Raw genomic sequence first — 21761 nt, forward strand, 5'->3', positions numbered from 1 at the left:
GGCATGAGCCGTCGCCAAGGAGCCCACGCAATGATGAAGAGGAGCGATGTCGCCTGGACCCTTGTGGGTATCACGGCGGTAGTGCTGTCCGGTTATCTGCTCTATCAGGAAATACGTGATCTTTCACTGGCCGAACTGACGGACAGCCTCGCCGCGATCAGCGCCCGTAATTGGATGCTGGCCGGACTGGCAACGCTGGGAGCCTACTTTGCATTGGCCTGGTACGACCGAATCGCCATAGCCCACCTGGGTAAGCACATATCATGGTGGTTCATCACGCTCTGCTCGTTCACTACCTACGCCCTCGCCCATAACGTTGGCGCGTCCGTATTTTCTGGTGCAGTCGTGCGTTACCGTGCATACCGCAGCAAAGGACTGACGCCTCATGAGATCGGCGTACTGATCGTGTTCTGCTCGTTAACCTTTCTACTTGGTACGCTGTCGGCCAGCGGCATCGTGTTGATCTGCAGACCGGAATTGCTCAACAGACTCGTCGATGCCGAGCCATGGCTGTCGATTGCAATAGGCGTTTCGCTGCTATGCCTTGTCGGGCTTTACGTGATCGGCGCCTGGCGACATTTTCCGCCAATGCAGCTAGGCAAATGGCGAATCACTTACCCGCGGCTGCCTATTGTCGGGAGGCAGCTGATTGCTGCGCCGCTGGAGCTCGCATGTGCCGCGGCAATCATCTATTTTGCGCTGCCCGAGACAGGCAATCCCGGCTATCTGGTGGTGCTCGGCGTATTCCTTGCCTCATTCTCGCTGGCGTTGTTGTCACACGCACCCGGTGGACTTGGGGTGCTCGAAGTGACTTTCCTGGCCGCCATGCCGGAGCTGCCTACGGCTGATGTGCTAGCCGCGCTAATCGTATTCAGGGGTTTCTACCTGCTTCTGCCGCTTGCCCTGGCAATCTTGGTAGTCGCGTTGTTTGAAGCGGGACAGTGGTCGCTGCGGCGACGCGCCGGCCCTGCGAGGCGCTGAGCGAGTCACGAAACGACACCATTGCCCTATGGCTATGCGCGCTTTGCCGCGCGATCATTCGCCCTCTTACGAGACGAAATCGAATCACATGACCAATACCCGCACTAACCGACCCAGCTCCGAGCAACCGGCCGCGCACAAGCCACGCCCTTTAATGGACCTGGCCATCAGCATCGTCATCCCATCGCTGATCCTGATGAAACTCAGCGGCGAAGACCGCCTCGGCGCGGATGGCGCACTTTTGCTGGCGCTGGCCTTCCCACTCGGCTGGGGGTTGTTCGAGCTGGTGAAATACCGCAAGTTCAATTGGATAGCCCTGCTGGGCCTGGTCAGCGTGCTGCTTACCGGCGGCATCGGCTTGCTGCAGCTCGATCCGAAATGGCTGGCGATCAAGGAAGCGGCAATTCCCGGCATCATTGGTGTCGCCGTACTGGCCTCGACCCGCACACGTTTTCCGTTGATTCGCACCTTGCTCTACAACCCCAAGGTGCTGAACGTCGACAAGGTCCATGAGCAACTTGAGCGCAACGGGCAAACCGCTCACTTCGAGACGCGATTGCTGCGCGCGACCTACTTTCTCAGCGTCACCTTCTTCTTTTCGTCGTTCATGAACTACGTACTAGCCAAATGGATCGTCAATAGCCCCGCCGGTAGCGAGGCATTCAACGCAGAACTCGGCCGTATGACATTGCTCAGCTATCCGATGATTGCAATACCGAGCATGGTGATGATGATGGCGATCTTCTACTACCTCTGGAAGACCATCCACGGCCTGACCGGCCTGCGCCTGGAAGACATCGTCGCCAACCATGCGCGTACCGACAAGCAGACCTGACCAACGCAGTCAGGCCGACAGTAGCAGCATCCACAGCGGCAGGCTGATCACCGCCAAAAGTGTCGAGAGAAACACCGTCGAACTGACTGCGCGGGTGTCTTCCTGATTGACCACGAAGGCCAGCACGTTGACACCGCTCGGGCACGCGGCCAGCAATACCAACACGCTCAAGGCGTCATGACTGAGGCCCGGCAACCATCTGCCGATATACCAGACCAGCAGCGGAAACAGAGCTAGCTTCACCAGCGTCAGCCCGAGAGCCGTGGCGCTAGGCCGCAACCGATAACGCGACAGACTGATGCCCAGCACCATCAGCGCACAAGGCAACGCAGCCTGGGCGAGCCAATCAGCGACACGCCAGATCGGCAGCGGCAGGTCCCAGCCGGATATGTTCAACAACGCACCGAGCAACAGGCCAACAATGAGCGGGTTGGCCAAATTCTTCAGCAACGCCACGGCATTGACCTTTTGTCCCGAGCCAAACGCGTTGTAAAAGCTTTGTAGCGAGAACAGGACCAGGCTGTGAAACACCAGAATGGCGAACACGTACACCAGGCTCGCCGGCCCGAGCAACGTGGTCACCAGAGGGATCCCGACCAACACGTTATTCGAGTAGGCCGCGGTCAAGCCTAGGGGCGACGCTCGCCCGAGCAGACGGTGAACAATCAGCGCCACCACCACGAAAACGGTGAGTACCGGCCCGAAATAGGCCAATAACAGTGTCACTGACATCCCGTCGCTAAGCTGCGCACGGGCAATGCCGGTGAACAAGACTGCCGGCATGAACAATTTGAAGGTGATATTGGCGAGCCCAGCTGCCGCCTCCCCCGCCAGCCAGCCACGCCAGCCCAACAGGTAGCCGAGCATGATCAAGCCGAAGATCGGCAATATTGCCTGAAACACCACCACGCGGCTTCTCCAGCAATCGTTGCGACTTCATGTCGCCCCGCAAAAGACCGCGCAGAATACCCGAGTCTCGCGTCAGATCACCACATCACGCCTAGGCCGATGCGCCCCAGCGTAGATATCGCCACGCTAGGCGCTCAGGCCTGGGTGTGCTGCGCGACACCCGCGGCTGCAACAGCTGCGGCCTCGGCGAGCGCATCGAGCACAATGGAAAGGTCGTCATGCCAGTCGTGGGTTTCGATGCCAAAGGTCGTCTCGAACTTCGAGCAATCGAGTACCGACCAAGCCGGTCGGCGCGCGGGGGTGGGGTATTGAGCGGTGCTAATAGGCGATACCTTGGGGCGGGTAGCAAGCATGCCCTTGGCTTCCGCCTGACGGAAAACTTCCACGGCGAAATCGAACCAGGTACACGGGGAGCGCCCACTGTAATGGTAGAGGCCCCACGCCAAAACGCCGTTCTGGGCATAACGCTGCGCCAGTTCCAGCAACGCATCGGCAATGCTACCAGCCTGAGTGGGGCAGCCATACTGATCGGCAACCACCGATAGGGCGTCGCGCTGGCAGCCAAGGCGTAGCATGGTTTTCACGAAATTGTGGCCATGCACCCCATAGACCCAGCTGGTCCTCAAAATAAGATGCTCGTCCAGCACGGCTTGAATGGCCGCTTCACCCGCCAGCTTGCTAGCACCATAAACACCGGTTGGCGCGACTTCATCTTCCTCTCCATAAGGCGCTTGAGCATTTCCGGAAAACACATAATCAGTGGAGATGTGCAGCAGAGGAATGGAGGCTTGACGAGCCGCTTGCGCCAGCCGTTCTGCACCGTCGCGGTTTACGCTATAGGCCCTCTCACTGTGCGTCTCGGCGTTGTCGACATGCGTGTAAGCGGCCGCATTGATGATGAGCCCCGGCTTGAGCCGGCTAACCAGATCAGCCACCTGCCCCGCGTCCGTGATGTCAAGATTGTCGCGAGTCATGCCGAGCGCTTCGAGACCGTACCCGCTGGCACGGTTTATCAATTCGTGACCGACCTGGCCACCGGCTCCGCATACTAGGATTCGCATCTGGTTAGCGCCTCGTTCAAGGCCTGCCGTAAAACGGCAGGCATGGATTCGTAACAAACTCGATACACGCATCAGTCTGCAGCTACCGAGATAGCGCGGCCCGCGCTTGGTTCAGGCCAGCATAAATGCGTTTTGTTCCGCCCGATCGAGGCGTAGCAAGAATTATTGTGCTCGTGCTGACCTAACGCGTCGCCTCGGGCCGTGAGCAGGATGCCTCATCCATGCCGTCGGCGGGCCGTTGCGCCAGCCGGTAATGCTAACACGAGTGAAACTCGAGGCCGGCGACAGGGACCAAACAGAATAGGCGGCGCGGCAAATAGTCAGACGCCACCGCCAGTAGGTCCGAATTGCTACCCCACCAGGAGGACGCCGTCATGCCTAGAGGCGAGAAATCCAAATACACCGATAAACAACAACGTAAAGCCGAACATATCGAAGACAGCTATGAAGAGCGCGGCGTACCAGCTAAAGAAGCAGAAGCGCGAGCTTGGGCCACTGTCAACAAACAATCCGGTGGGGGCGAACGCAAAGGCGGTTCGGGACAAGAGAAAAGCGAGACAGCCAAGCGAGCCGACCGCAAGGATTCAGCACATCGAGCGGCAGAGGCTCGCTCCGGCGATTCACCCAACAAGAGCTCGACACGTAGCGACCGTTCAGGTAGCACATCCCTTACTGATCTCACCCGCGACGAACTGATGCATAAAGCGCAGGAGCGTGATGTGCACGGTCGTTCGAAGATGCGCAAGGACGAGCTGATAAAGGCGCTCAGTTGATGAGATATAGAATGCAGGAACCCGACCCTCGCGACGACGGGACACCAAGCCCGATTCCCGAGCCGGAACGCAAAGAACCCGGTGAGCCAATTCCTATTGAAGAGCCGGGCAAGCCGGAACGCCCCAGTGACGGACGCGGCTAAACTTTCCGCATCCCTGCCTATCACAGCTTAGGGCCCAGCGAGACGCCGACAGGCGCGACGCCCACCCGGCTGCGCATATCGCGCGCCACAGACCCAGGAGACCGTGATGAGTTACGTGCAATTGAGCGATAAACAGACTTTGCGCGAGCGCGCGCGCCAGCATGTCGAGAACGGCGCGGTGACCGAAAGCTATTCGGCCGATCGCGATACGGTGATCAACCTGCTCAATGAGGCGCTGGCGACCGAGCTAGTCTGCTACCTGCGCTACAAGCGCCACTACTATATGGCCACAGGCTTGAAATCGAGCGTCGCCGCTGAGGAGTTTCTCGAGCACGCCAATGAAGAACAAGAGCATGCCGACCGTCTGGCCGAACGCATCGTTCAGCTCGGTGGTGCCCCGGACTTCAACCCGGACGGTCTCACTGAGCGCGCCCATGCGCAATATGCTGAGGGAAACGGCCTGCGTGACATGGTGTTCGAGAATCTAGTGGCGGAGCGCATCGCGATCGACAGCTACCGCGAGATCGTCCAATACATCGGAGATAAAGACCCAACTACGCGACGCATCTTCGAGGACATCCTCGCTCAGGAAGAAGAGCACGCCGATGACATGGCCGGTTTGCTAGATGGTATGAACTGACCGAATCGTACGCACCTGTCGCTGCCCCCCAAAAAAAAGGCCACCCAAAAGGTGGCCTCAAAAAAAGGAAAGAGAGTACAGCTCAGCCGGCAGCCGCCGGACGCATGTAGGAGATCGGTGCGGTCTGGGACTCTTCGAACGTCACCACTTCCCACGCATCCTTTTGTTCCATCAGGGTGCGCAGCAAAAGGTTGTTCAAGGCATGTCCGGATTTAAAGCCGCGGAATTCGCCGATCAGGCTAGTGCCCAGTAAGTAAAGATCACCAATTGCATCGAGAATCTTGTGTTTCACGAACTCGTCCTCATACCGCAGGCCGTCTTCGTTAAGCACATGGTCTTCATCGACCACGATGGCGTTTTCGACGCTTCCACCCAGGGCCAGGTTGTGCGAGCGAAGGAACTCGATGTCGCGCATGAAACCGAACGTGCGCGCTCGACTGACCTCCTTGACAAAGGAGGTACTGGAGAAATCCACGCTGGCAGTCTGGGTTCGGCCTCGGAAAACCGGATGATCGAAATCGATCTCGAAACTCACCTTGAAGCCTTCGAATGGCAGGAATGTGGCGCGCTTGTCGCCATCCTCCACCGAAACCTCGCGGATGATGCGGATGAACTTCTTGGGCGCGTCCTGCTCCTGCAGTCCGGCCGATTGAATCAGGAATACGAAGGGCCCAGCGCTACCGTCCATGATCGGCACTTCCGAAGCGGAAAGCTCAACATAGGCATTGTCGATGCCCAGCCCAGCCATCGCTGAAAGCAAATGCTCCACCGTATCGACTTTGACGTCACCGCTGACCAGCGTAGTCGACATGGTCGTCTCGCCAACGTTCTCGGCCCGTGCGGCGATGTGCACAGGCGGATTGAGATCGGTGCGACAGAACACGATTCCGGTATCCACGGGAGCCGGCTTCAGGGTGAGGTAAACCTTCTCCCCCGAGTGCAGGCCGACGCCAGTGGCGCGAATGATGTTCTTCAAGGTGCGTTGTCTGATCATGGCTCGTTTTCGCTAGTGCGCTGTTGCGAATGGTTTCCAACAAAGGTGGCGATCATAGCAGAACCCAACTTTGCTGAATACCAATCACCCCGATAGTCCTGATACATCCAATCAATCAGCCTGACGACGCAAGAACGCCGGGATGTCCAGGTAATCCAAGTCCTCCTGAGGATTCATCTTCGCCGCGGTAGCCGCTGCATGCGCCTGATTACGCATCACGGTCGGGCGGTCCAGGTCACGATAGTTCACCGCTGCCTGATCCTGACGCGCAACAGGGGCGGTCTGCGGCGCAACGGCTGCAGTCTGCAGGGTATTGTCTACAACCTTGACCGGCTTCTCATTGCGCGGTCCGAGACCAGTGGCCACCACCGTCACGTGCAGTTCGTCCAGCATATCGGGGTCGATTACTGCACCCACCTTTACAGTCGCTTCGTCGGAGGCGAACGCCTCGATGATCTCACCCACCGCAGCGTACTCGCCCAGCGAAAGATCCAGACCAGCGGTAATGTTAACCAGAATGCCACGCGCGCCCTGCAGGTTGACGTCTTCCAGCAGTGGGTTGCGGATCGCGGCCTCGGTGGCCTCGCGAGCGCGGTTCGGACCGGTAGCACAACCAGTCCCCATCATGGCCATGCCCATCTCGCCCATGACCGTTTTAACGTCAGCGAAGTCGACGTTCATCAGGCCTGGACGCTGCATGATGTCGGAGATGCCGCGCACGGCACCGGTCAGCACATCGTCAGCCTTGGCGAAGGCGGAAAGCAGGCTCGCATCCTTGCCGAGGATGGTCAGCAGCTTTTCGTTGGGGATGGTGATCAGCGAGTCGACGCACTCGGACAGCTGGCGAATGCCTTCGTCGGCGACCTGCATGCGACGACGCCCTTCGAACGGGAACGGACGGGTCACGACTGCAACGGTGAGAATGCCCATTTCCTTGGCCACCGAAGCGATGACCGGCGCGGCGCCGGTGCCGGTACCGCCGCCCATGCCGGTGGTGATGAATACCATGTCGGCGCCCTGCAGCACCTCGGCAATGCGCTCGCGGTCATCCATCGCGGCCTGACGACCGATATCAGGATTGGTACCGGCGCCCAGCCCCTTGGTAATGGCCGACCCCAACTGCAGTACGGTCCGCGCTTCGATTTTCTTCAGCGCCTGAGCATCGGTGTTGGCGCAGATGAATTCCACACCTTCAACGTTGTTGCGCACCATGTGATTGACGGCGTTGCCGCCGCCTCCGCCTACGCCAATGACCTTAATCACTGCACTTTGCGGGGTATGATCTACGAGTTCGAACATTTCCCTCTCTCCTTCCAGCTTTCTAGTTTTAGATACAGCCGCACTGCTCAGAAATTGCCCTGGACCCAGCTCTTGAGCCGGTCCACGACAGATGTTTTGGGTTCTTCGGCGAAATTGCCGAGACCGGACATGGATGCGCCGTCGGTCTGCTTGCGCATTCCGTAAAGCAACAGGCCCACACCCGTTGAATAGATGGGATTGCGGACCACGTCCGCGAGTCCTTTGACGCTATGGGGTACGCCTAGGCGCACCGGCATGTGGAAGATTTCTTCTGCGAGTTCGACGGCGCCTTCCATCTTGGCTGTACCGCCGGTGAGAACGATCCCTGCTGGAACCAGATCCTCGTAGCCGCTGCGACGCAGCTCAGCCTGAATCAAGGTGAAGAGTTCGTCATAGCGCGGCTCCACGACTTCGGCCAGAGCCTGACGTGAGAGTTCCCGCGGCGGACGCTCGCCGACGCTCGGTACCTTGATGGTCTCGCCGGGCCCAGCCAACTTGGCCAGTGCGCAGGCGTAGCGGATCTTGATCTCCTCCGCATACTGAGTCGGAGTGCGCAGCGCCATGGCGATGTCGTTGGTGACTTGGTCACCTGCGATCGGAATGACAGCGGTATGCCGGATAGCGCCTTCGGTGAAGATGCAAATGTCGGTGGTCCCGCCACCGATATCGACCAGGCAGACGCCCAACTCTTTCTCGTCATCGGTCAGCACAGCATGGGCCGAGGCGAGCTGTTCCAAGATGATGTCGTCAACCTCTAGACCACAACGGCGCACGCACTTTTCGATGTTCTGCGCTGCATTGACCGCACAGGTGACCACATGGACCTTGGCTTCCAGGCGTACCCCGGACATGCCCAGTGGTTCTCGCACACCTTCCTGGTTATCGATCACGTAATCCTGCGGCAGCGTGTGCAGAACCCTTTGATCAGCCGGGATCGCCACAGCCTGTGCAGCGTCGAGCACACGTTCGAGGTCGGCGGTGCTGACTTCACGATCACGGATGGCAACGATGCCGTGCGAATTGAGGCTGCGGATATGGTTGCCAGCCAGACCGACGAACGCAGAATGGATGCGGCAGCCCGCCATCAGCTGAGCCTCTTCAACTGCGCGCTGGATCGACTGAACGGTGGACTCGATATTGACCACCACGCCTTTTTTCAATCCACGCGACGGATGGGTCCCGATCCCGACGATCTCGAGCTCGCCATCCGGCGTCACTTCGCCGACCAGCGCCACCACCTTGGAGGTGCCGATATCGAGACCGACGATCATCTTGCCGCTTTGCACGCTAGACATGTGTTTCATTCCTCAATTCTTCGCTACGACGGATTCGTCCGTCGTGGTCGGGCTCGGCTCCCGCCACGCAACGGCGAGGCCATTGGCGTAGCGAAGGTCGATCCGCGCAATTTTGTCGCTCTCCTGCGCCAGCTCTTGCTGGTAGATGGCAGTGAAGCGCCGCATTTTTTCGATTATCTGATCCCTTCCCAGTAGCAGCTCGACGCCCTGCCCGGTCGTCACAAACCAGCTGCCCCGTGCTCGCAGTTCCAGGCGAGCAATGGAGAAACCGAGGGGCCGCAGCATCTGGCTGAGCACCTGGTACTGCTGCATCACCCGCTGCTGGGCCCGCTTCGGACCATATAACTGCGGCAAGTGTTCATACCGAGCCAAATTGTCCGGCGCGAAGGCCTGACCGTTGTTGTTCAGCAGCGATTCGTCGCCCCAGCGGGCAATGGGCAATTGCTCGTCAAGACGCACCATGACCTCGTCTGGCCAGATTCGGCGCGCTTCGACATGGGCTATCCACGGCATCTGTTCAAGGTCGCGACGCAAAGCGTCGAGATCAACCTTAAAGAAACTGGCCTCGACAAACGGCGCCATGCGCGCCTGCACCGCTTGCTGATCGACGTAGGTCAGTTCGCCCCGAACGCTTACCTTGGCAATCGGCCGATCGGCATAGGGCGCGAGATAGTCACCCAGCTGGTAAAGCCCCACAGCCAGCCCCACAAGCAATACCGGCCACAGTGCACGCTTGAGCGAACCCAGGCTCGGCCGCGGCAAGCGCGCCGAAAGCGGTTCGCGCTGCACCAGGCGGCTCGCACCCCGCTGTACCGGCTTGCGCGAGGTGCGGCCGGTGGCGGGTTGAGAGTGACGCAGCGTGGTGATCATCGATCAGTTCTCCGTCGCCAGGCTGGCGTCCAGAATTGCAAGTACCAGCTGCTGGAAATCCAGCCCTGCTGCCCGCGCAGCCATCGGCACCAGGCTGTGATCGGTCATGCCCGGTACGGTATTGACTTCCAGTAGCCAGAAAGCCCCCGCGTCATCCTGCATAACATCGACACGCGCCCAGCCCTGGATACCCACTGCTTCGCAGGCGCGAGCGGACAAGTCCTTCAGCTCCTGTTCTTTGGCCGCATCCAGCCCGCAAGGGATCCGGTACTGGGTGTCATTGGCGACATACTTCGCGTCGTAGTCGTAGAAGGTGTGCGGCGTACCCAGACCAATCGGTGGGAGCACGGTGCCGCGCAGAGTGGCGATAGTGAACTCCGGCCCCTGGATCCATTGCTCGACCAGCACCTGCGAGTCGTAAGCACTCGCGCCGCGCCAGGCAGCGATAAGTTCAGCGACACCGCCGACCTTCGCCATGCCGATGCTCGAGCCCTCATGCGCCGGTTTGACGATCAGCGGAAAACCCAGACTCTCGGCCGCGGCCCGACAATCGGCCTCGCTGGCCAGCACGGCATGCCGCGGGGTCGGCAGACCTAGACTCTGCCACACCTGCTTAGTGCGCAGCTTGTCCATGGCCAGGGCCGATGCAAGGATACCGCTCCCGGTATAAGGAATTCCGGCGCACTCGAGCAGGCCTTGCATGCTGCCATCTTCACCGCCACGCCCATGCAGCACGATAAAGGCGCGATCAATGCGTTCGCTGCTCAGCCGAGCCAACAGATTATCGTCAACGTCGATGCCGAACGCGTCGACACCGGCCGATTGCAGAGCCGCGAGCACTGCCGCTCCAGACTTCAGCGACACCTCGCGCTCGGCACTCTTGCCACCGTAGAGCACGGCGACCCGGCCGAACGCCTGGGGGTCACGGGTCGATTGCAGGGCCGTCATTCGCTCTTCCTCGTGGCGCTTGCAGCACCAGCAAACAGGGGACTATTGATGAGTTGCGGGGCCAACCCGCCTATGTCGCCAGCGCCCTGGCAAAGCAGAATGTCGCCCGGACGCAGCAGCGGTTTGACCAACGGAGCCAAGTCGACACCGCGCTCGATGTAGATCGGGTCGAGTTGGCCGCGCTGGCGGATGCTGTGGCAAAGATGGCGGCTGTCGGCGCCAGGAATAGGTTCCTCGCCGGCTGGATACACTTCCATCACGAGCAACACATTCGCGTCGTTCAACACCTGCACGAAGTCGTCGTAGAGATCACGTGTCCGGCTGAAGCGGTGCGGCTGATAGACCATGACCAAGCGACGCTCGGGCCACCCGCCCCGGACGGCCTGGATCACAGCGGCCACTTCACGCGGGTGATGGCCATAATCATCGACGAGCATCACACTGCCGTCTTCGACTGGTAACTCGCCGTAAACCTGGAAACGCCGGCCGACCCCACCAAACTGAGACAAGCCCTGGACGATCGCCTCGTCGTCGATGCCCTCGTCAGTGGCAATCGCGATAGTTGCCAGGGCGTTGAGCACATTATGGTTGCCGGGCATGTTGACCGATACATCGAGCGCGTCGAAGCCGTCCCGCAGCACAGTGAAATAGGTGCGCATCCCTTCCTGACGAACATTGATCGCCCTTACGTCAGCATCTTCATGCATGCCGTACGTAGTGATTGGGCGCCCGACCTGTGGAATGATTTCGCGCACTACCGGGTCGTCGACACACAGCACCGCCAGCCCGTAAAACGGCAGGTTGTGCAAGAACTCGACGAACGTCTTCTTTAGCTTGCCGAAATCGCCGCCATAGGTGCTCATGTGGTCGGCGTCGATGTTAGTGACGACAGCGACCATCGGCTGCAAATGCAGGAAGCTGGCGTCGCTTTCATCGGCCTCGGCAATCAGATACCGGCTGGAACCCAGCTGGGCATTGGTGCCTGCCGCGGTCAGGCGGCCGCCGATCACAAAGGTCGGATCCAACCCACCCGCAGCAAACACAGACGCCAGCAAGCTGGTAGTGGTGGTCTTGCCATGGGTACCTGCAACGGCAATGCCATGGCGATAGCGCATCAGCTCGGCGAGCATCTCAGCGCGCGGCACGACCGGTATTCGCTGCTCGAGCGCAAAGGCCACTTCCGGATTGGAAGCGTTGACCGCGCTGGAAACCACCAGTACATCAGCCCCAGCGACGTTCCCAGCCTGATGACCGATGAAAATGTGCGCGCCGAAATTCTGCAGGCGCTCGGTACTGGCCGAGGTTTTGAGATCCGAACCGGAAACGTCGTAACCGAGGTTCAACAGCACTTCGGCGATGCCGCACATGCCAACGCCACCCACTCCGACGAAGTGAATCCGGCGGATGCGGCGCATGCGCCGTACTTCGGCTTTGACCGCAGCTGGGGACTTAGCCATGCGCCACCTCCAGACAGATATCGACGACGGTTCGGGTGGCGTCCGGCCGAGCCAGGCGACGTGCCGTGGCTCCCATGGCCTTGAGTTTTTCCGGCTGCATCATTACCTCGGTCAACTGCGCGGCCAGTGCGGCAGCATCGGTCTTTGCTTGGGGAAGAAGAACGGCGGCGCCTTCCTTCGCCAGATATTCGGCGTTACGGGTCTGGTGGTCGTCGATCGCGTGGGGCAGCGGCACCAGAAACGAAGGCAGCCCGGCAGCTGCCAGCTCGCACACCGTCAGCGCGCCGGAGCGGCAGATCACCAGATCGGCCCAGGCATAAGCCCGCGCCATATCCTTTATGAACGGGGCGACCTCAGCGTCGACACCCGCCGCGCCATAGCGCTCTTGAGTAATCTCGGCGTGCTGCTTGCCCGCCTGATGGAAGACCTCAGGACGCAGCTCGCTAGGTAACTGGGCAAGCGCCTCCGGCAACAGCTTGTTCAGCGGTTCAGCACCCAGGCTGCCGCCTAGCACCAGCAGCCGTGGGCGGCGTCCAAGCAACGTCTGTCTCGGCGTCTCGAGAAACAACTCATGGCGCACGGGATTACCGGTGGTGCGGCGCTTCGAGCTTGCGCCAAATGTATTCGGAAACGCCTCGCAGACGCGCTGCGCAAAGGGCACTAGGCTGCGATTGGCAGTTCCAGCGACAGCGTTCTGCTCGTGGATCACCAGAGGGACCCCTGCCAACTTAGCGGCCAGCCCGCCGGGGCCCGTCACGTAGCCACCAAGCCCAAGCACACAAACCGGTCGGAGTTCGCGGATCACGCGCCGCGCCTGACCAAGCGAGCGCAGCAGCTGGAACGGCGCCTTGAGCAACGACGCCAGTCCCTTACCACGCAATCCGCTTACCTGAATCAGGTGCAGCGGCAATCCAGCAGCAGGAACTACTTCGTTTTCGATGCCTCGCGGCGTGCCCAGCCAGTGCACGCAATAGCCACGGTTCTGGAACTCGTGAGCGCAGGCCAACGCTGGGAATACATGTCCCCCGGTTCCGCCCGCCATGATCAAAACATTACCGCCCATACGCGGCCCCCTTGCTCTGGGGTGCAGGCGCCTCGGCAAAATCCTCTTCGCTGAATTCGGCATCTTCACTGCCCAGCACCGTGCGGCTTTCCCACTCGATGCGCAGCAGCAAGGCCATGCTGGCGCAGGTCACCACCAGCGAGCTGCCGCCATAACTCAGGAACGGCAAGGTCAGACCTTTGGTCGGCAACAACCCGATATTCACGCCAACGTTAATCAGGAACTGACCGAGCCAAAGGAACGCAACGCCCCAGGCGATGTAAGCAGCGAAGAACTGCCGCGCCCGCTCGGCCGCAAGCCCGATGTACAAGGCGCGAACACCAACGAAAGCGAACAGCAGGATCGTCAGCAGCGCCCCCACCATGCCCAGCTCTTCGGCGAGCACGGAAAAGACGAAATCGGTATGCGCCTCAGGCAGGTAGAACTGCTTTTGCACGCTGTTGCCGAGACCAACACCCAGCCATTCACCACGCCCAAATGCGATCAAGGCCTGCGTGAGCTGGTAGCCCGCACCGTACTGATCAGCCCAGGGATCGGTGAAGGTGATCAACCGCTGCAGTCGGTACTCCTGCGTCTGTACCAGAACGAACACTGCGCCCACAGCGAGCAGAACCAGCAGGCTGAATCGAACCAGGCCGACGCCCCCCAGGAACAGCATGGCGACCGCCGCGCCCATCATCACCACGGTTGCACCAAAGTCCGGCTCAAGCAGGAGCAGCATGGCCATAGGAAGCAAAACCAGAAACGGCTTGAGGAAGCCCCATAGGCTTTCGCGCACCTCTTGTTGGCGGCGCACCAGATAACCGGCGAGGTAAACCACGACGAACAGCTTGGCCAATTCCGACGGCTGTACGTTGAAGGCGCCGAAGCCGATCCAGCGCATGGAACCGTTCACCTCGCGACCGATGCCTGGAATCAACACCAGGATCAACAGCACGAATGCACCGATCAGCAGCATCCAGTCCAGCCGCTGCCAGACTGAGAGGGGCACCAACAGAACCAAGGCTGCGGCGCCAAGTCCGAGCAGGACGTACACCAGGTGGCGGATCATGTAATACATGGGATTGCCGACGTTCACCGCTGCGACTTCGGAGGACGCGGAAGTGATCATGACCAAGCCAAGGCCCAACAACGCCAGGCAGCCTGCGAGCATCGGGAAGTCGAGGTCCAGACCGCGACGGCTGAACAGGGGCGAAGGCGCACTACGCAAGAATGCGAGCATCAGCTGAGCGCCCCCACCGCGGCGGCGAACTGACGTCCGCGATCTTCGAAATTCTCGAACATATCGAGGCTGGCACAGGCTGGCGACAGTAGGACCGCATCGCCGGGCTGGGCCAGCTTGGCGGCCAGCTCTACGGCATCTTGGAGTGTCTGGACGCGGTGGATGGGTGCAGCTCCGTCAAGCGCAGCCGCTAGCTGCTGAGCATCGCGCCCCAGCAAAACAACCGCGCGGCATTGATGCGAGACCGGACTGTGCAAGGCCGAGAAATCGGCACCCTTGCCATCGCCACCGGCGATGAGCACCAACTCGCCCGTGATGTCGCTACCCAGCCCATCGATTGCGGCCAGAGCAGCTCCGACGTTAGTCGCCTTCGAATCGTCGTAGTAGGTAACGCCTTTGCGTTCTCCGACCCACTGGCAGCGATGGGCCAGCCCACTGAAGTTTCGCAGGGTCGTGAGCATCGGCTCGAACGCGAGGCCGACAGCGTGACCGAGAGCCAAGGCCGCTAGCGCATTGGACTGGTTATGCGCCCCACGCATCTTCAATTGGTTGGCCGGCATAAGCGCATCGAACTGGAAGGCGAGATACTTCTCGCCATTTTCCTCGAACAACCCGAAGCCCTTGAAATCAGGCTTGCCGAGGCCGAAGGACCAGGTGGGTAGGTCATCTGCAATCAGCGGCCGACTGAGGCGATCATCACGGTTGATCACAACCTGACGTGCACCACGGAATATACGATGCTTGGCTTGGTGGTAGGCCGGCAGCCCGTCGTAGCGATCCATGTGGTCTTCGCTGATATTCAGACAGGTTGCGACCTCGGCATTCAGCTGGTCTGTGGTTTCCAACTGGAAGCTCGACAGTTCCAACACGTAGAGCTCGACATCGTCATCCAGCAGATCCAGCGCTGGCGTACCCAGGTTCCCTCCCACGGCCACCTTGCGACCGGCCGCAACAGCCATTTCGCCGACCAGGCTGGTCACCGTGCTTTTCGCGTTCGATCCGGTGATAGCCACGATTGGCGCCTTGGCTTCTCGTGCGAATAGTTCGATGTCACCGGACAGCTTCACTCCGTTGGCCGCTGCAGCCTGCAATGCCGGCGTGCTGATTGGCAAACCCGGACTTACCAACAGCTCGCTGGCGCGGCTGAGGAACTGCGGATCGAGCTCGCCACACCGAACCTCGACATTCGGATACTGCGCTTGCAGAGTGGCCAGCTCCGGTGGGTTCGCACGCGTATCGGCGACGGCAAACGGCACACCGCGGCTGGCCAGATGGCGAACCAAGGACATGCCGCTCTTGCCGAGACCTACGACGATGCGGAACTGATCGGAAGCGATGAGCACTCTTTATTACCTCAATTTCAGCGTGGCGAGACCGACCAGCACCAGGATCACCGTGATGATCCAGAAGCGCACGATCACTCGGGGCTCTGGCCAGCCCTTGAGCTCGAAATGGTGATGAATCGGCGCCATGCGGAACACGCGCTTACCGGTCAGCTTGAACGAGGCGACCTGGATCATCACCGACAGGGTTTCCATCACGAAGACCCCGCCCATGATGAACAGCACCACCTCCTGCCGGACGATCACGGCAATGGTGCCCAGGGCTGCGCCAAGCGCGAGCGCGCCGACATCGCCCATAAACACCTGCGCTGGATAGGTGTTGAACCAGAGAAAGCCGAGCCCGGCGCCGATCAGCGCACCACAAAACACGATCAGCTCACCGGCTCCTGGGATGTATGGAATCAGTAGGTAATCGGCGAAATTCACGTTGCCCGACAGGTAGCAGAAGATGCCCAGACCACCACCAACCATCACAGTCGGCATGATCGCCAGGCCGTCCAGCCCATCGGTGAGATTTACCGCATTGCTTGAGCCGACGATGACGAAATAGGTCAGCACGATGAAGCCGATCCCCAGCGGGATCTCGATGTCCTTCAGCAGCGGCAATATCAAGGTGGTTTCGACCGGGGTCTGTGCGGTCATATAAAGGAAGATCGCAGCGCCGACACCGAAGACAGACTGCCAGAAGTACTTCCAGCGACTCGGGAGGCCGCGAGAATTCTTCTCGATCACCTTGCGGTAGTCGTCAACCCAACCTATCGCGCCAAACAGCAAGGTCACAGCCAGCACTACCCAAACATAGCGATTAGACAGATCGGCCCAGAGCAATGTGCTGATGGCGATCGCGCTGAGGATCAGTGCCCCGCCCATGGTTGGCGTGCCGGATTTCGACAGGTGCGTTTGTGGCCCATCAGTGCGTACCGCCTGGCCAATTTGGCGCAGCTGAAGCGTACGGATCAACCAGGGTCCCAACCATAGAGACAGGACCAGCGCAGTCAGTACGCCAAGAATTCCACGCAGGGATAGGTATTGAAAGACCGCGAAGCCCGTGTGGAACTGTTGCAGGTACTCCGCGAGTAGCAGCAGCATTAATGTTTCTCCATGCCGGACGCGGAAAGCGCTGCGACGACTTTGTCCATCGCAGCGCTCCGTGATCCCTTGATCAAAATGGTGGTCGCATTGCCTTGCTCCAGTCGCAAAGACTCGATCAGGCTCTGCTGATCGGCGAAATGGCGTGCGCCATGGCCGAAGGCATCGACGGCGTGCTTCATTAGCGGCCCGACCGCAAACAAGGTGTCCACTTTACCTACGGCATAACTGCCGACGTCTCGGTGCCCCTGCTCGGCCCACGAGCCCAGCTCGCCCATGTCACCCAGTACCAGCACTGTGCGTCCGGCAAAGCCCGCCAGCACGTCAATAGCTGCGCAGACCGAGGCCGGATTGGCGTTGTAGGTGTCGTCTATGAGGCGAACGCCATTACTCAGCATTTGCGCGACGCCTCGCCCCTTCACCGGCTGCAGGCTCTCGAGCCCGGCGACGATATGTTCCCGCGAAACGCCCAACGCGCTGGCGGCGGCGGCGGCGGCTAGGGCATTGGCTACGCTGTGGCGTCCGAGCAAGTTCAGCTGGACGCGCGCCGACCCGGTCGGTCCAGTCAGGACGAAATTGGGACAGCCGCGAAGGTCGTAGGCAATCGAAGCGGGGTGGATGTCGGCCAGCGGACTCGTTAACGCAAAGCTCACGACGTGTTTGCCTGCTACTCGGCGCTCCCAAACTGAATAGGCGCGGTCGTCTCGATTGAGCACGGCAACGCCCTTTGGGCCGAGGCCATCGAGAATCTCGCCCTTGGCCTCGACGATTTTCTCCGGACCACCAAATTCGCCAACATGAGCCGTGCCCGCGTTGGTAATCAAGCTGACATCTGGCCGAGTCAGGCTGACGGTATAGGCAATTTCGCCGACACGTGAAGCGCCTAGCTCAATCACCGCAGCCTTGTGCTGTGCGCCCAACTCCAGCAGCGTGAGCGGTGCGCCCAGATCGTTGTTTAGATTGCCGCGGGTAGCGAGAACCGCATCGTCGCCATAGGCAGCGCGCAGGATGCTGGCAAGCAGCTCCTTGACGCTGGTCTTGCCGCTGGAGCCGGTAATGGCCGCGACCGGACCGCTGAACGCGTTGCGGTTCAATGCGCCCAGCTGGCCTAGGGCGATACGGCTATCAGCAACAACAAGCTGAGGCAACGAAACCTCTGGCACATGGCGCTCAACCAGCGCAGCGACGGCGCCCTTGGCCGCAACTTCTGCAAGGTAGGTATGGCCGTCGAAGCGAGGCCCGGTGAGCGCGACGAAAAGCTGCCCAGGCTCGATTGCGCGGCTGTCGGTGCTGACAGAGCTAAACGCTGCATCGGCATTGATCAACTTGGCTGACAACGGCTCGACCAGAGCACTAAGACGCTTGGCTTCAAGCATGAGAACCCCTCCAGGCAGCCAGGGCCGTCAAGGCCTGTTCGAGATCGGAGAATGGCAGGCGCTCGCCTTTTATTTCCTGGTAGTCCTCATGCCCCTTGCCGGCCAGCAGCACCACATCGTCAATGCTGGCGCTCTCAATACAGCGGGCAATGGCTGCGGCGCGCCCCGGCACAAACAGGACTTGTTCGGGTGCACTGAAACCTGCACGAATCTCATCGAGGATCTGTAGCGGATCTTCATTGCGCGGATTGTCATCAGTGACCGTGACATGATCTGCCAAACGCTCGGCAACCTGAGCCATCAGCGTGCGCTTGCCACGGTCGCGGTCGCCACCGCAGCCGAACAGACACAACAACTTGCCGCGAGTATGCGGGCGTAGGGCGCCAAGCACCTTTTCCAGCGCATCGGGCGTATGGGCGTAATCGACCACGACCAACGGGCGATCACCGCCACCTAGCCGCTGCATCCGACCGGCAGGGCCGTCTACTTCCCGCAGTGCCACGAGAATTTCGTCCAGCGGATAATCCATTCCCAGCAAAGCGCCTACCGCAGCGAGCACATTGCTGACGTTAAACCGACCGAGCAGCGGGCTACGCAGCGAACGTTCACCCTGGGGCGTCACCAAGCGTGCATGGATTCCGCTATCGTCTAGCCGCGCTTCGGGGCAGTACAGATAAGCCGACGCATCTTCAAGACTGTACGTGATCAGTCGTGAATCAGCGTGCTGTGCCGCGAGCGAACGGCCCAAGGTGTCGTCCAGATTAATCACCCGACAGCTGAGCCCTGGCCTGGTGAACAACCGCGCCTTGACCTCACCGTAGGCTTCCATGGAGCCGTGATAATCAAGATGATCTCGGGAAAGATTGGTAAACACAGCCACATCGAACGCCAGGGCGGCCACTCGTCCCTGCGCCAGGCCATGCGAGGACACCTCCATCGCAACGGCGCGCGCGCCCTGTTTCCTCAGGCTCGCCAGGTTGGCCTGTACGCCGATCGCATCAGGCGTGGTGTGTTGGCCGAGGACCAACTCTCCGTGAAAGCCAGTACCGAGGGTGCCGATGATCCCGCAACGCTCACCCAAGCGGTCCAGAGCCTGGGCAATCAGGTAGGTCACGCTGGTCTTGCCATTGGTCCCGGTAACCCCGACCAGGTGCAGGCTGCGGCTTGGCTCGCCATAGAACCGCCCTGCGATCGCCGATAGCTGCCCCGCCAGATTGCGAACCGGCACCAACTCGGCGCTTGCCGCAGTCATTTTCGCAGCACCTTCGGCTTCGTAGGCGATAGCGGCTGCGCCGTGGGCAATCGCATCGGCAATGTGCACGCGGCCGTCTTGCTGGTAACCGGGCACAGCCAGAAACAAATCGCCCGGACGGACCTTGCGGCTGTCCAGCGTCAGCTCTCGAATGAGGGTATCGCTGGCAGCTTGAGGCAGTAACTGATTCAGCGGCATCGGCATCAGATACGCCCTCCCTTGCTCTTGTCAGCGTCGGCGGTTTTGACGTCTTCGGGCGGTAAGTTGTCAGGAGCAACATTCATCAGGCGCAGCGCGCCTGACATCACACGACTGAACACCGGGGCCGAAACCAGTCCACCGTAATAGCCGCTCTTGCTGGGCTCATCGATGACCACTGCGATGGCAATACGCGGATCACTCATGGGCCCGAAACCTGCAAACATCGAACGGTAGGCATTTTCCTGATAACCCCGACTGTCGGTCGAAGCTTTGCGCGCGGTACCGCTCTTGCCAGCTACGTGATAACCCGGCACCTGGGCGCGGAACACTCCACGCGGGGCCTCGATGACCTCCTGCAGCATGCCTTGGAGGGTTTTCGCGACTTCCGGCGACACCACCTCTACGCCTTCCGGCTTGTGATCGACCCTGGTCAATGACATCGGCACCAAGCGGCCATCGTTGGCTAGCGCGCCATAGGCGTGAGCCAGTTGCACGGCGGTTACCGACAGGCCATAACCATATGAAAGCGTGGCAGTTTCGGCCTGGCGCCATTCACGATGTGTTGGAAGATTACCGACTCGCTCGCCAGGGAAGCCCAAACCGGTGTCCTGTCCAAAACCGATCTTGCGCATGACCTCATGAATCGCAGCGCCGCCGATATCGAAAGCAACCTTGCTCATACCGACGTTGGAAGAATTGATGAGGATGCCCGTCAGGCTAAGCTCACGGCCTTCTGTTCTGGAGACGTCGCGGATTGTGTAGCGACCGATGCGCAGCGAACCTGGCCATACCTCAACCAGGTCGCTGGGCTTCCACCGGCCCGTTTCAAGGGCCGCGCTCATAGAGATGGGTTTCATCGTCGAACCCGGTTCAAACAGGTCCGTCAATGCCCGGTTACGCATCGCCGCTGGCTGCAGATTCCGGCGATTGTTCGGGTTATAGGTCGGCTGGTTGACCATGGCCAGCACTTCGCCCGTTTTCACGTCGAGCACGACCAAACTGCCGGCCTTTGCGCCGAACTCCAGCAACGCGTTACGCAGCTCGCGATGCGCCAGATACTGCAGGCGCAGGTCAAGGGACAGCGCAAGCGCCTTGCCGGCCTTGGCATTCTTGACGACCTGAACATCTTTGATCAGACGGCCACGACGGTCCTTGAGCACCTGTCGCTTGCCCGGAACACCGGCCAGCCACTCGTTATAGGCCAGCTCCATGCCTTCACGACCGCGGTCATCGATATCGGTAAAACCCACCACGTGAGCGGCCACTTCGCCAGCGGGGTAGAAACGGCGAAACTCTTCTTGCGCGTAAACGCCCGGTATCTCCAGATCCAGAACTCGCTGCCCCTGCTCAGGTGTCAGGCCGCGTACCAGGTACATGAACTCTCGCTCGGCCTGATCCTTGAGGCGCCGATGCAGCTCAGCAGTGTCCTGGCCCAGCGCTTCAGCCAGTTCGGGCCAGCGGGCCTGTGCACTTTGCATTTCGCGTGGGTTCGCCCAAAGCGTGGTGACCGGAGTACTCACCGCCAGGGGCTCGCCATGACGATCAGTCATGAGGCCACGGTGTGCGGGAATTGGAATATGCCGCACGCTGCGCGCATCTCCCTGCCCTTTTAGAAACCCCTGATCCAGCACCTGCAAGTCGACAATTCGCCAAGCAATGGCCCCTACCATCAGTGCCAGCAGAGCGAGCACGATGCGAAAACGCCATGGATAGAGCGCGCCCTGGAGTTTCATGGCGCCACCAACCTGACAGCGCCCGCTTCAGGGATGTGCATCTTCAACTGCTCGGAAGCCAAGGTCTCGATGCGGCTGTGAGCAGTCCAAGTGCTCTGCTCAAGTATCAGGCGGCCCCATTCAGCCTGCGCCTTGTCACGCACACTGAGTTCGCCGTACAGCTCATTGAGCAACTGGCGGTTCCAGTGCGCGCTATAGGCGACAGCAATCGCCGACATCAGCACAGCAATAAACAACACCAGCATCAGCAGGCTGCCGTTGGGCATGGCGCGGCGCA

General features: G+C 60.3%; 21 protein-coding genes. 5 read left to right on the top strand and 16 right to left on the bottom strand.

All coding sequences use genetic code 11. The annotated features are described in order from the left end of the window. Positions 1-30 precede the first annotated feature (30 nt). Entirely contained in the window at positions 31-981 is a 951-nt protein-coding gene (locus tag ACQKIK_RS06425) for a lysylphosphatidylglycerol synthase transmembrane domain-containing protein (protein ID WP_046164264.1), read from the top strand. 88 nt (positions 982-1069) lie between these two features. Next, positions 1070-1816, top strand: coding sequence for a VC0807 family protein (locus ACQKIK_RS06430; protein ID WP_045431606.1), 747 nt, complete (start codon positions 1070-1072; stop codon positions 1814-1816). A 9-nt stretch (positions 1817-1825) separates the two neighbouring features. On the opposite strand, the gene ACQKIK_RS06435 is transcribed toward ACQKIK_RS06430, so the two are convergent. Both ACQKIK_RS06435 and rfbD read right to left on the bottom strand, forming a co-directional pair. Beyond that, a complete protein-coding gene (locus ACQKIK_RS06435) occupies positions 1826-2725 on the bottom strand; it encodes an AEC family transporter (RefSeq protein WP_499135251.1) in 900 nt (299 codons plus the stop codon). A 134-nt stretch (positions 2726-2859) separates the two neighbouring features. After that, positions 2860-3786: a dTDP-4-dehydrorhamnose reductase gene (gene rfbD / locus ACQKIK_RS06440; RefSeq protein ID WP_499135252.1), complete on the bottom strand. Its 927-nt coding sequence runs from the start codon at positions 3784-3786 to the stop codon at positions 2860-2862. Between the two features lie 374 nt (positions 3787-4160). On the opposite strand from rfbD, the gene ACQKIK_RS06445 reads away from it, so the two are divergent. From ACQKIK_RS06445 to ACQKIK_RS06455, 3 genes are all read left to right on the top strand, one after another. Continuing rightward, positions 4161-4559, top strand: a complete 399-nt coding sequence (locus tag ACQKIK_RS06445; RefSeq protein ID WP_499135253.1) for a Rho termination factor N-terminal domain-containing protein — start codon at positions 4161-4163, stop codon at positions 4557-4559. An 11-nt stretch (positions 4560-4570) separates the two neighbouring features. Then, complete coding sequence (locus tag ACQKIK_RS06450) at positions 4571-4702, top strand: hypothetical protein (protein ID WP_256203910.1); 132 nt, start codon at positions 4571-4573, stop codon at positions 4700-4702. Positions 4703-4808: 106 nt separating this feature from the next. Further along, the gene (locus ACQKIK_RS06455) at positions 4809-5342 is read left to right on the top strand and encodes a ferritin-like domain-containing protein (RefSeq protein ID WP_046164260.1); all 534 of its coding nucleotides are present in this window, start codon (positions 4809-4811) and stop codon (positions 5340-5342) included. A gap of 82 nt (positions 5343-5424) precedes the next feature. On the opposite strand, the gene lpxC is transcribed toward ACQKIK_RS06455, so the two are convergent. The 14 genes from lpxC to ftsL form a co-directional block, all read right to left on the bottom strand. After that, positions 5425-6336, bottom strand: coding sequence for a UDP-3-O-acyl-N-acetylglucosamine deacetylase (gene lpxC / locus ACQKIK_RS06460; RefSeq protein WP_046164259.1), 912 nt, complete (start codon positions 6334-6336; stop codon positions 5425-5427). Positions 6337-6447: 111 nt separating this feature from the next. Continuing rightward, positions 6448-7635: a cell division protein FtsZ gene (ftsZ, locus tag ACQKIK_RS06465; RefSeq protein ID WP_499135254.1), complete on the bottom strand. Its 1188-nt coding sequence runs from the start codon at positions 7633-7635 to the stop codon at positions 6448-6450. A 47-nt stretch (positions 7636-7682) separates the two neighbouring features. Then, a complete protein-coding gene (gene ftsA / locus ACQKIK_RS06470; RefSeq protein ID WP_499135255.1) occupies positions 7683-8930 on the bottom strand; it encodes a cell division protein FtsA in 1248 nt (415 codons plus the stop codon). Between the two features lie 12 nt (positions 8931-8942). Next, the gene (locus ACQKIK_RS06475; protein ID WP_127840006.1) at positions 8943-9800 is read right to left on the bottom strand and encodes a cell division protein FtsQ/DivIB; all 858 of its coding nucleotides are present in this window, start codon (positions 9798-9800) and stop codon (positions 8943-8945) included. A 3-nt stretch (positions 9801-9803) separates the two neighbouring features. Further along, positions 9804-10748 carry a D-alanine--D-alanine ligase gene (locus tag ACQKIK_RS06480; RefSeq protein WP_463308550.1) on the bottom strand — a complete coding sequence of 315 codons (945 nt, stop codon included), beginning with the start codon at positions 10746-10748 and terminating at the stop codon, positions 9804-9806. Further along, positions 10745-12205: a UDP-N-acetylmuramate--L-alanine ligase gene (gene murC / locus ACQKIK_RS06485; protein ID WP_045424848.1), complete on the bottom strand. Its 1461-nt coding sequence runs from the start codon at positions 12203-12205 to the stop codon at positions 10745-10747. Before murC ends, ACQKIK_RS06480 begins: the two co-directional genes overlap by 4 nt. After that, positions 12198-13268 carry an undecaprenyldiphospho-muramoylpentapeptide beta-N-acetylglucosaminyltransferase gene (gene murG, locus ACQKIK_RS06490; protein ID WP_499135256.1) on the bottom strand — a complete coding sequence of 357 codons (1071 nt, stop codon included), beginning with the start codon at positions 13266-13268 and terminating at the stop codon, positions 12198-12200. Before murG ends, murC begins: the two co-directional genes overlap by 8 nt. Next, positions 13258-14490, bottom strand: a complete 1233-nt coding sequence (gene ftsW, locus ACQKIK_RS06495; RefSeq protein WP_045424843.1) for a putative lipid II flippase FtsW — start codon at positions 14488-14490, stop codon at positions 13258-13260. The genes murG and ftsW overlap by 11 nt, the downstream gene beginning before the upstream one ends. Further along, entirely contained in the window at positions 14490-15833 is a 1344-nt protein-coding gene (murD, locus tag ACQKIK_RS06500; RefSeq protein WP_499135257.1) for a UDP-N-acetylmuramoyl-L-alanine--D-glutamate ligase, read from the bottom strand. The genes ftsW and murD overlap by 1 nt, the downstream gene beginning before the upstream one ends. Positions 15834-15839: 6 nt before the next feature. Next, entirely contained in the window at positions 15840-16922 is a 1083-nt protein-coding gene (gene mraY / locus ACQKIK_RS06505; protein WP_046164252.1) for a phospho-N-acetylmuramoyl-pentapeptide-transferase, read from the bottom strand. Further along, positions 16922-18298, bottom strand: coding sequence for a UDP-N-acetylmuramoyl-tripeptide--D-alanyl-D-alanine ligase (locus ACQKIK_RS06510; protein WP_499135259.1), 1377 nt, complete (start codon positions 18296-18298; stop codon positions 16922-16924). The genes mraY and ACQKIK_RS06510 overlap by 1 nt, the downstream gene beginning before the upstream one ends. After that, positions 18291-19754, bottom strand: a complete 1464-nt coding sequence (locus ACQKIK_RS06515) for a UDP-N-acetylmuramoyl-L-alanyl-D-glutamate--2,6-diaminopimelate ligase (RefSeq protein ID WP_499135260.1) — start codon at positions 19752-19754, stop codon at positions 18291-18293. The genes ACQKIK_RS06510 and ACQKIK_RS06515 overlap by 8 nt, the downstream gene beginning before the upstream one ends. Then, positions 19754-21484: a peptidoglycan D,D-transpeptidase FtsI family protein gene (locus ACQKIK_RS06520; protein ID WP_499135261.1), complete on the bottom strand. Its 1731-nt coding sequence runs from the start codon at positions 21482-21484 to the stop codon at positions 19754-19756. The genes ACQKIK_RS06515 and ACQKIK_RS06520 overlap by 1 nt, the downstream gene beginning before the upstream one ends. Continuing rightward, the gene (gene ftsL, locus ACQKIK_RS06525; RefSeq protein ID WP_499135876.1) at positions 21481-21750 is read right to left on the bottom strand and encodes a cell division protein FtsL; all 270 of its coding nucleotides are present in this window, start codon (positions 21748-21750) and stop codon (positions 21481-21483) included. Before ftsL ends, ACQKIK_RS06520 begins: the two co-directional genes overlap by 4 nt. Positions 21751-21761 lie beyond the last annotated feature (11 nt).

This window comes from Pseudomonas sp. NPDC047961, from assembly GCF_050272435.1.
Lineage (GTDB): Bacteria > Pseudomonadota > Gammaproteobacteria > Pseudomonadales > Pseudomonadaceae > Stutzerimonas.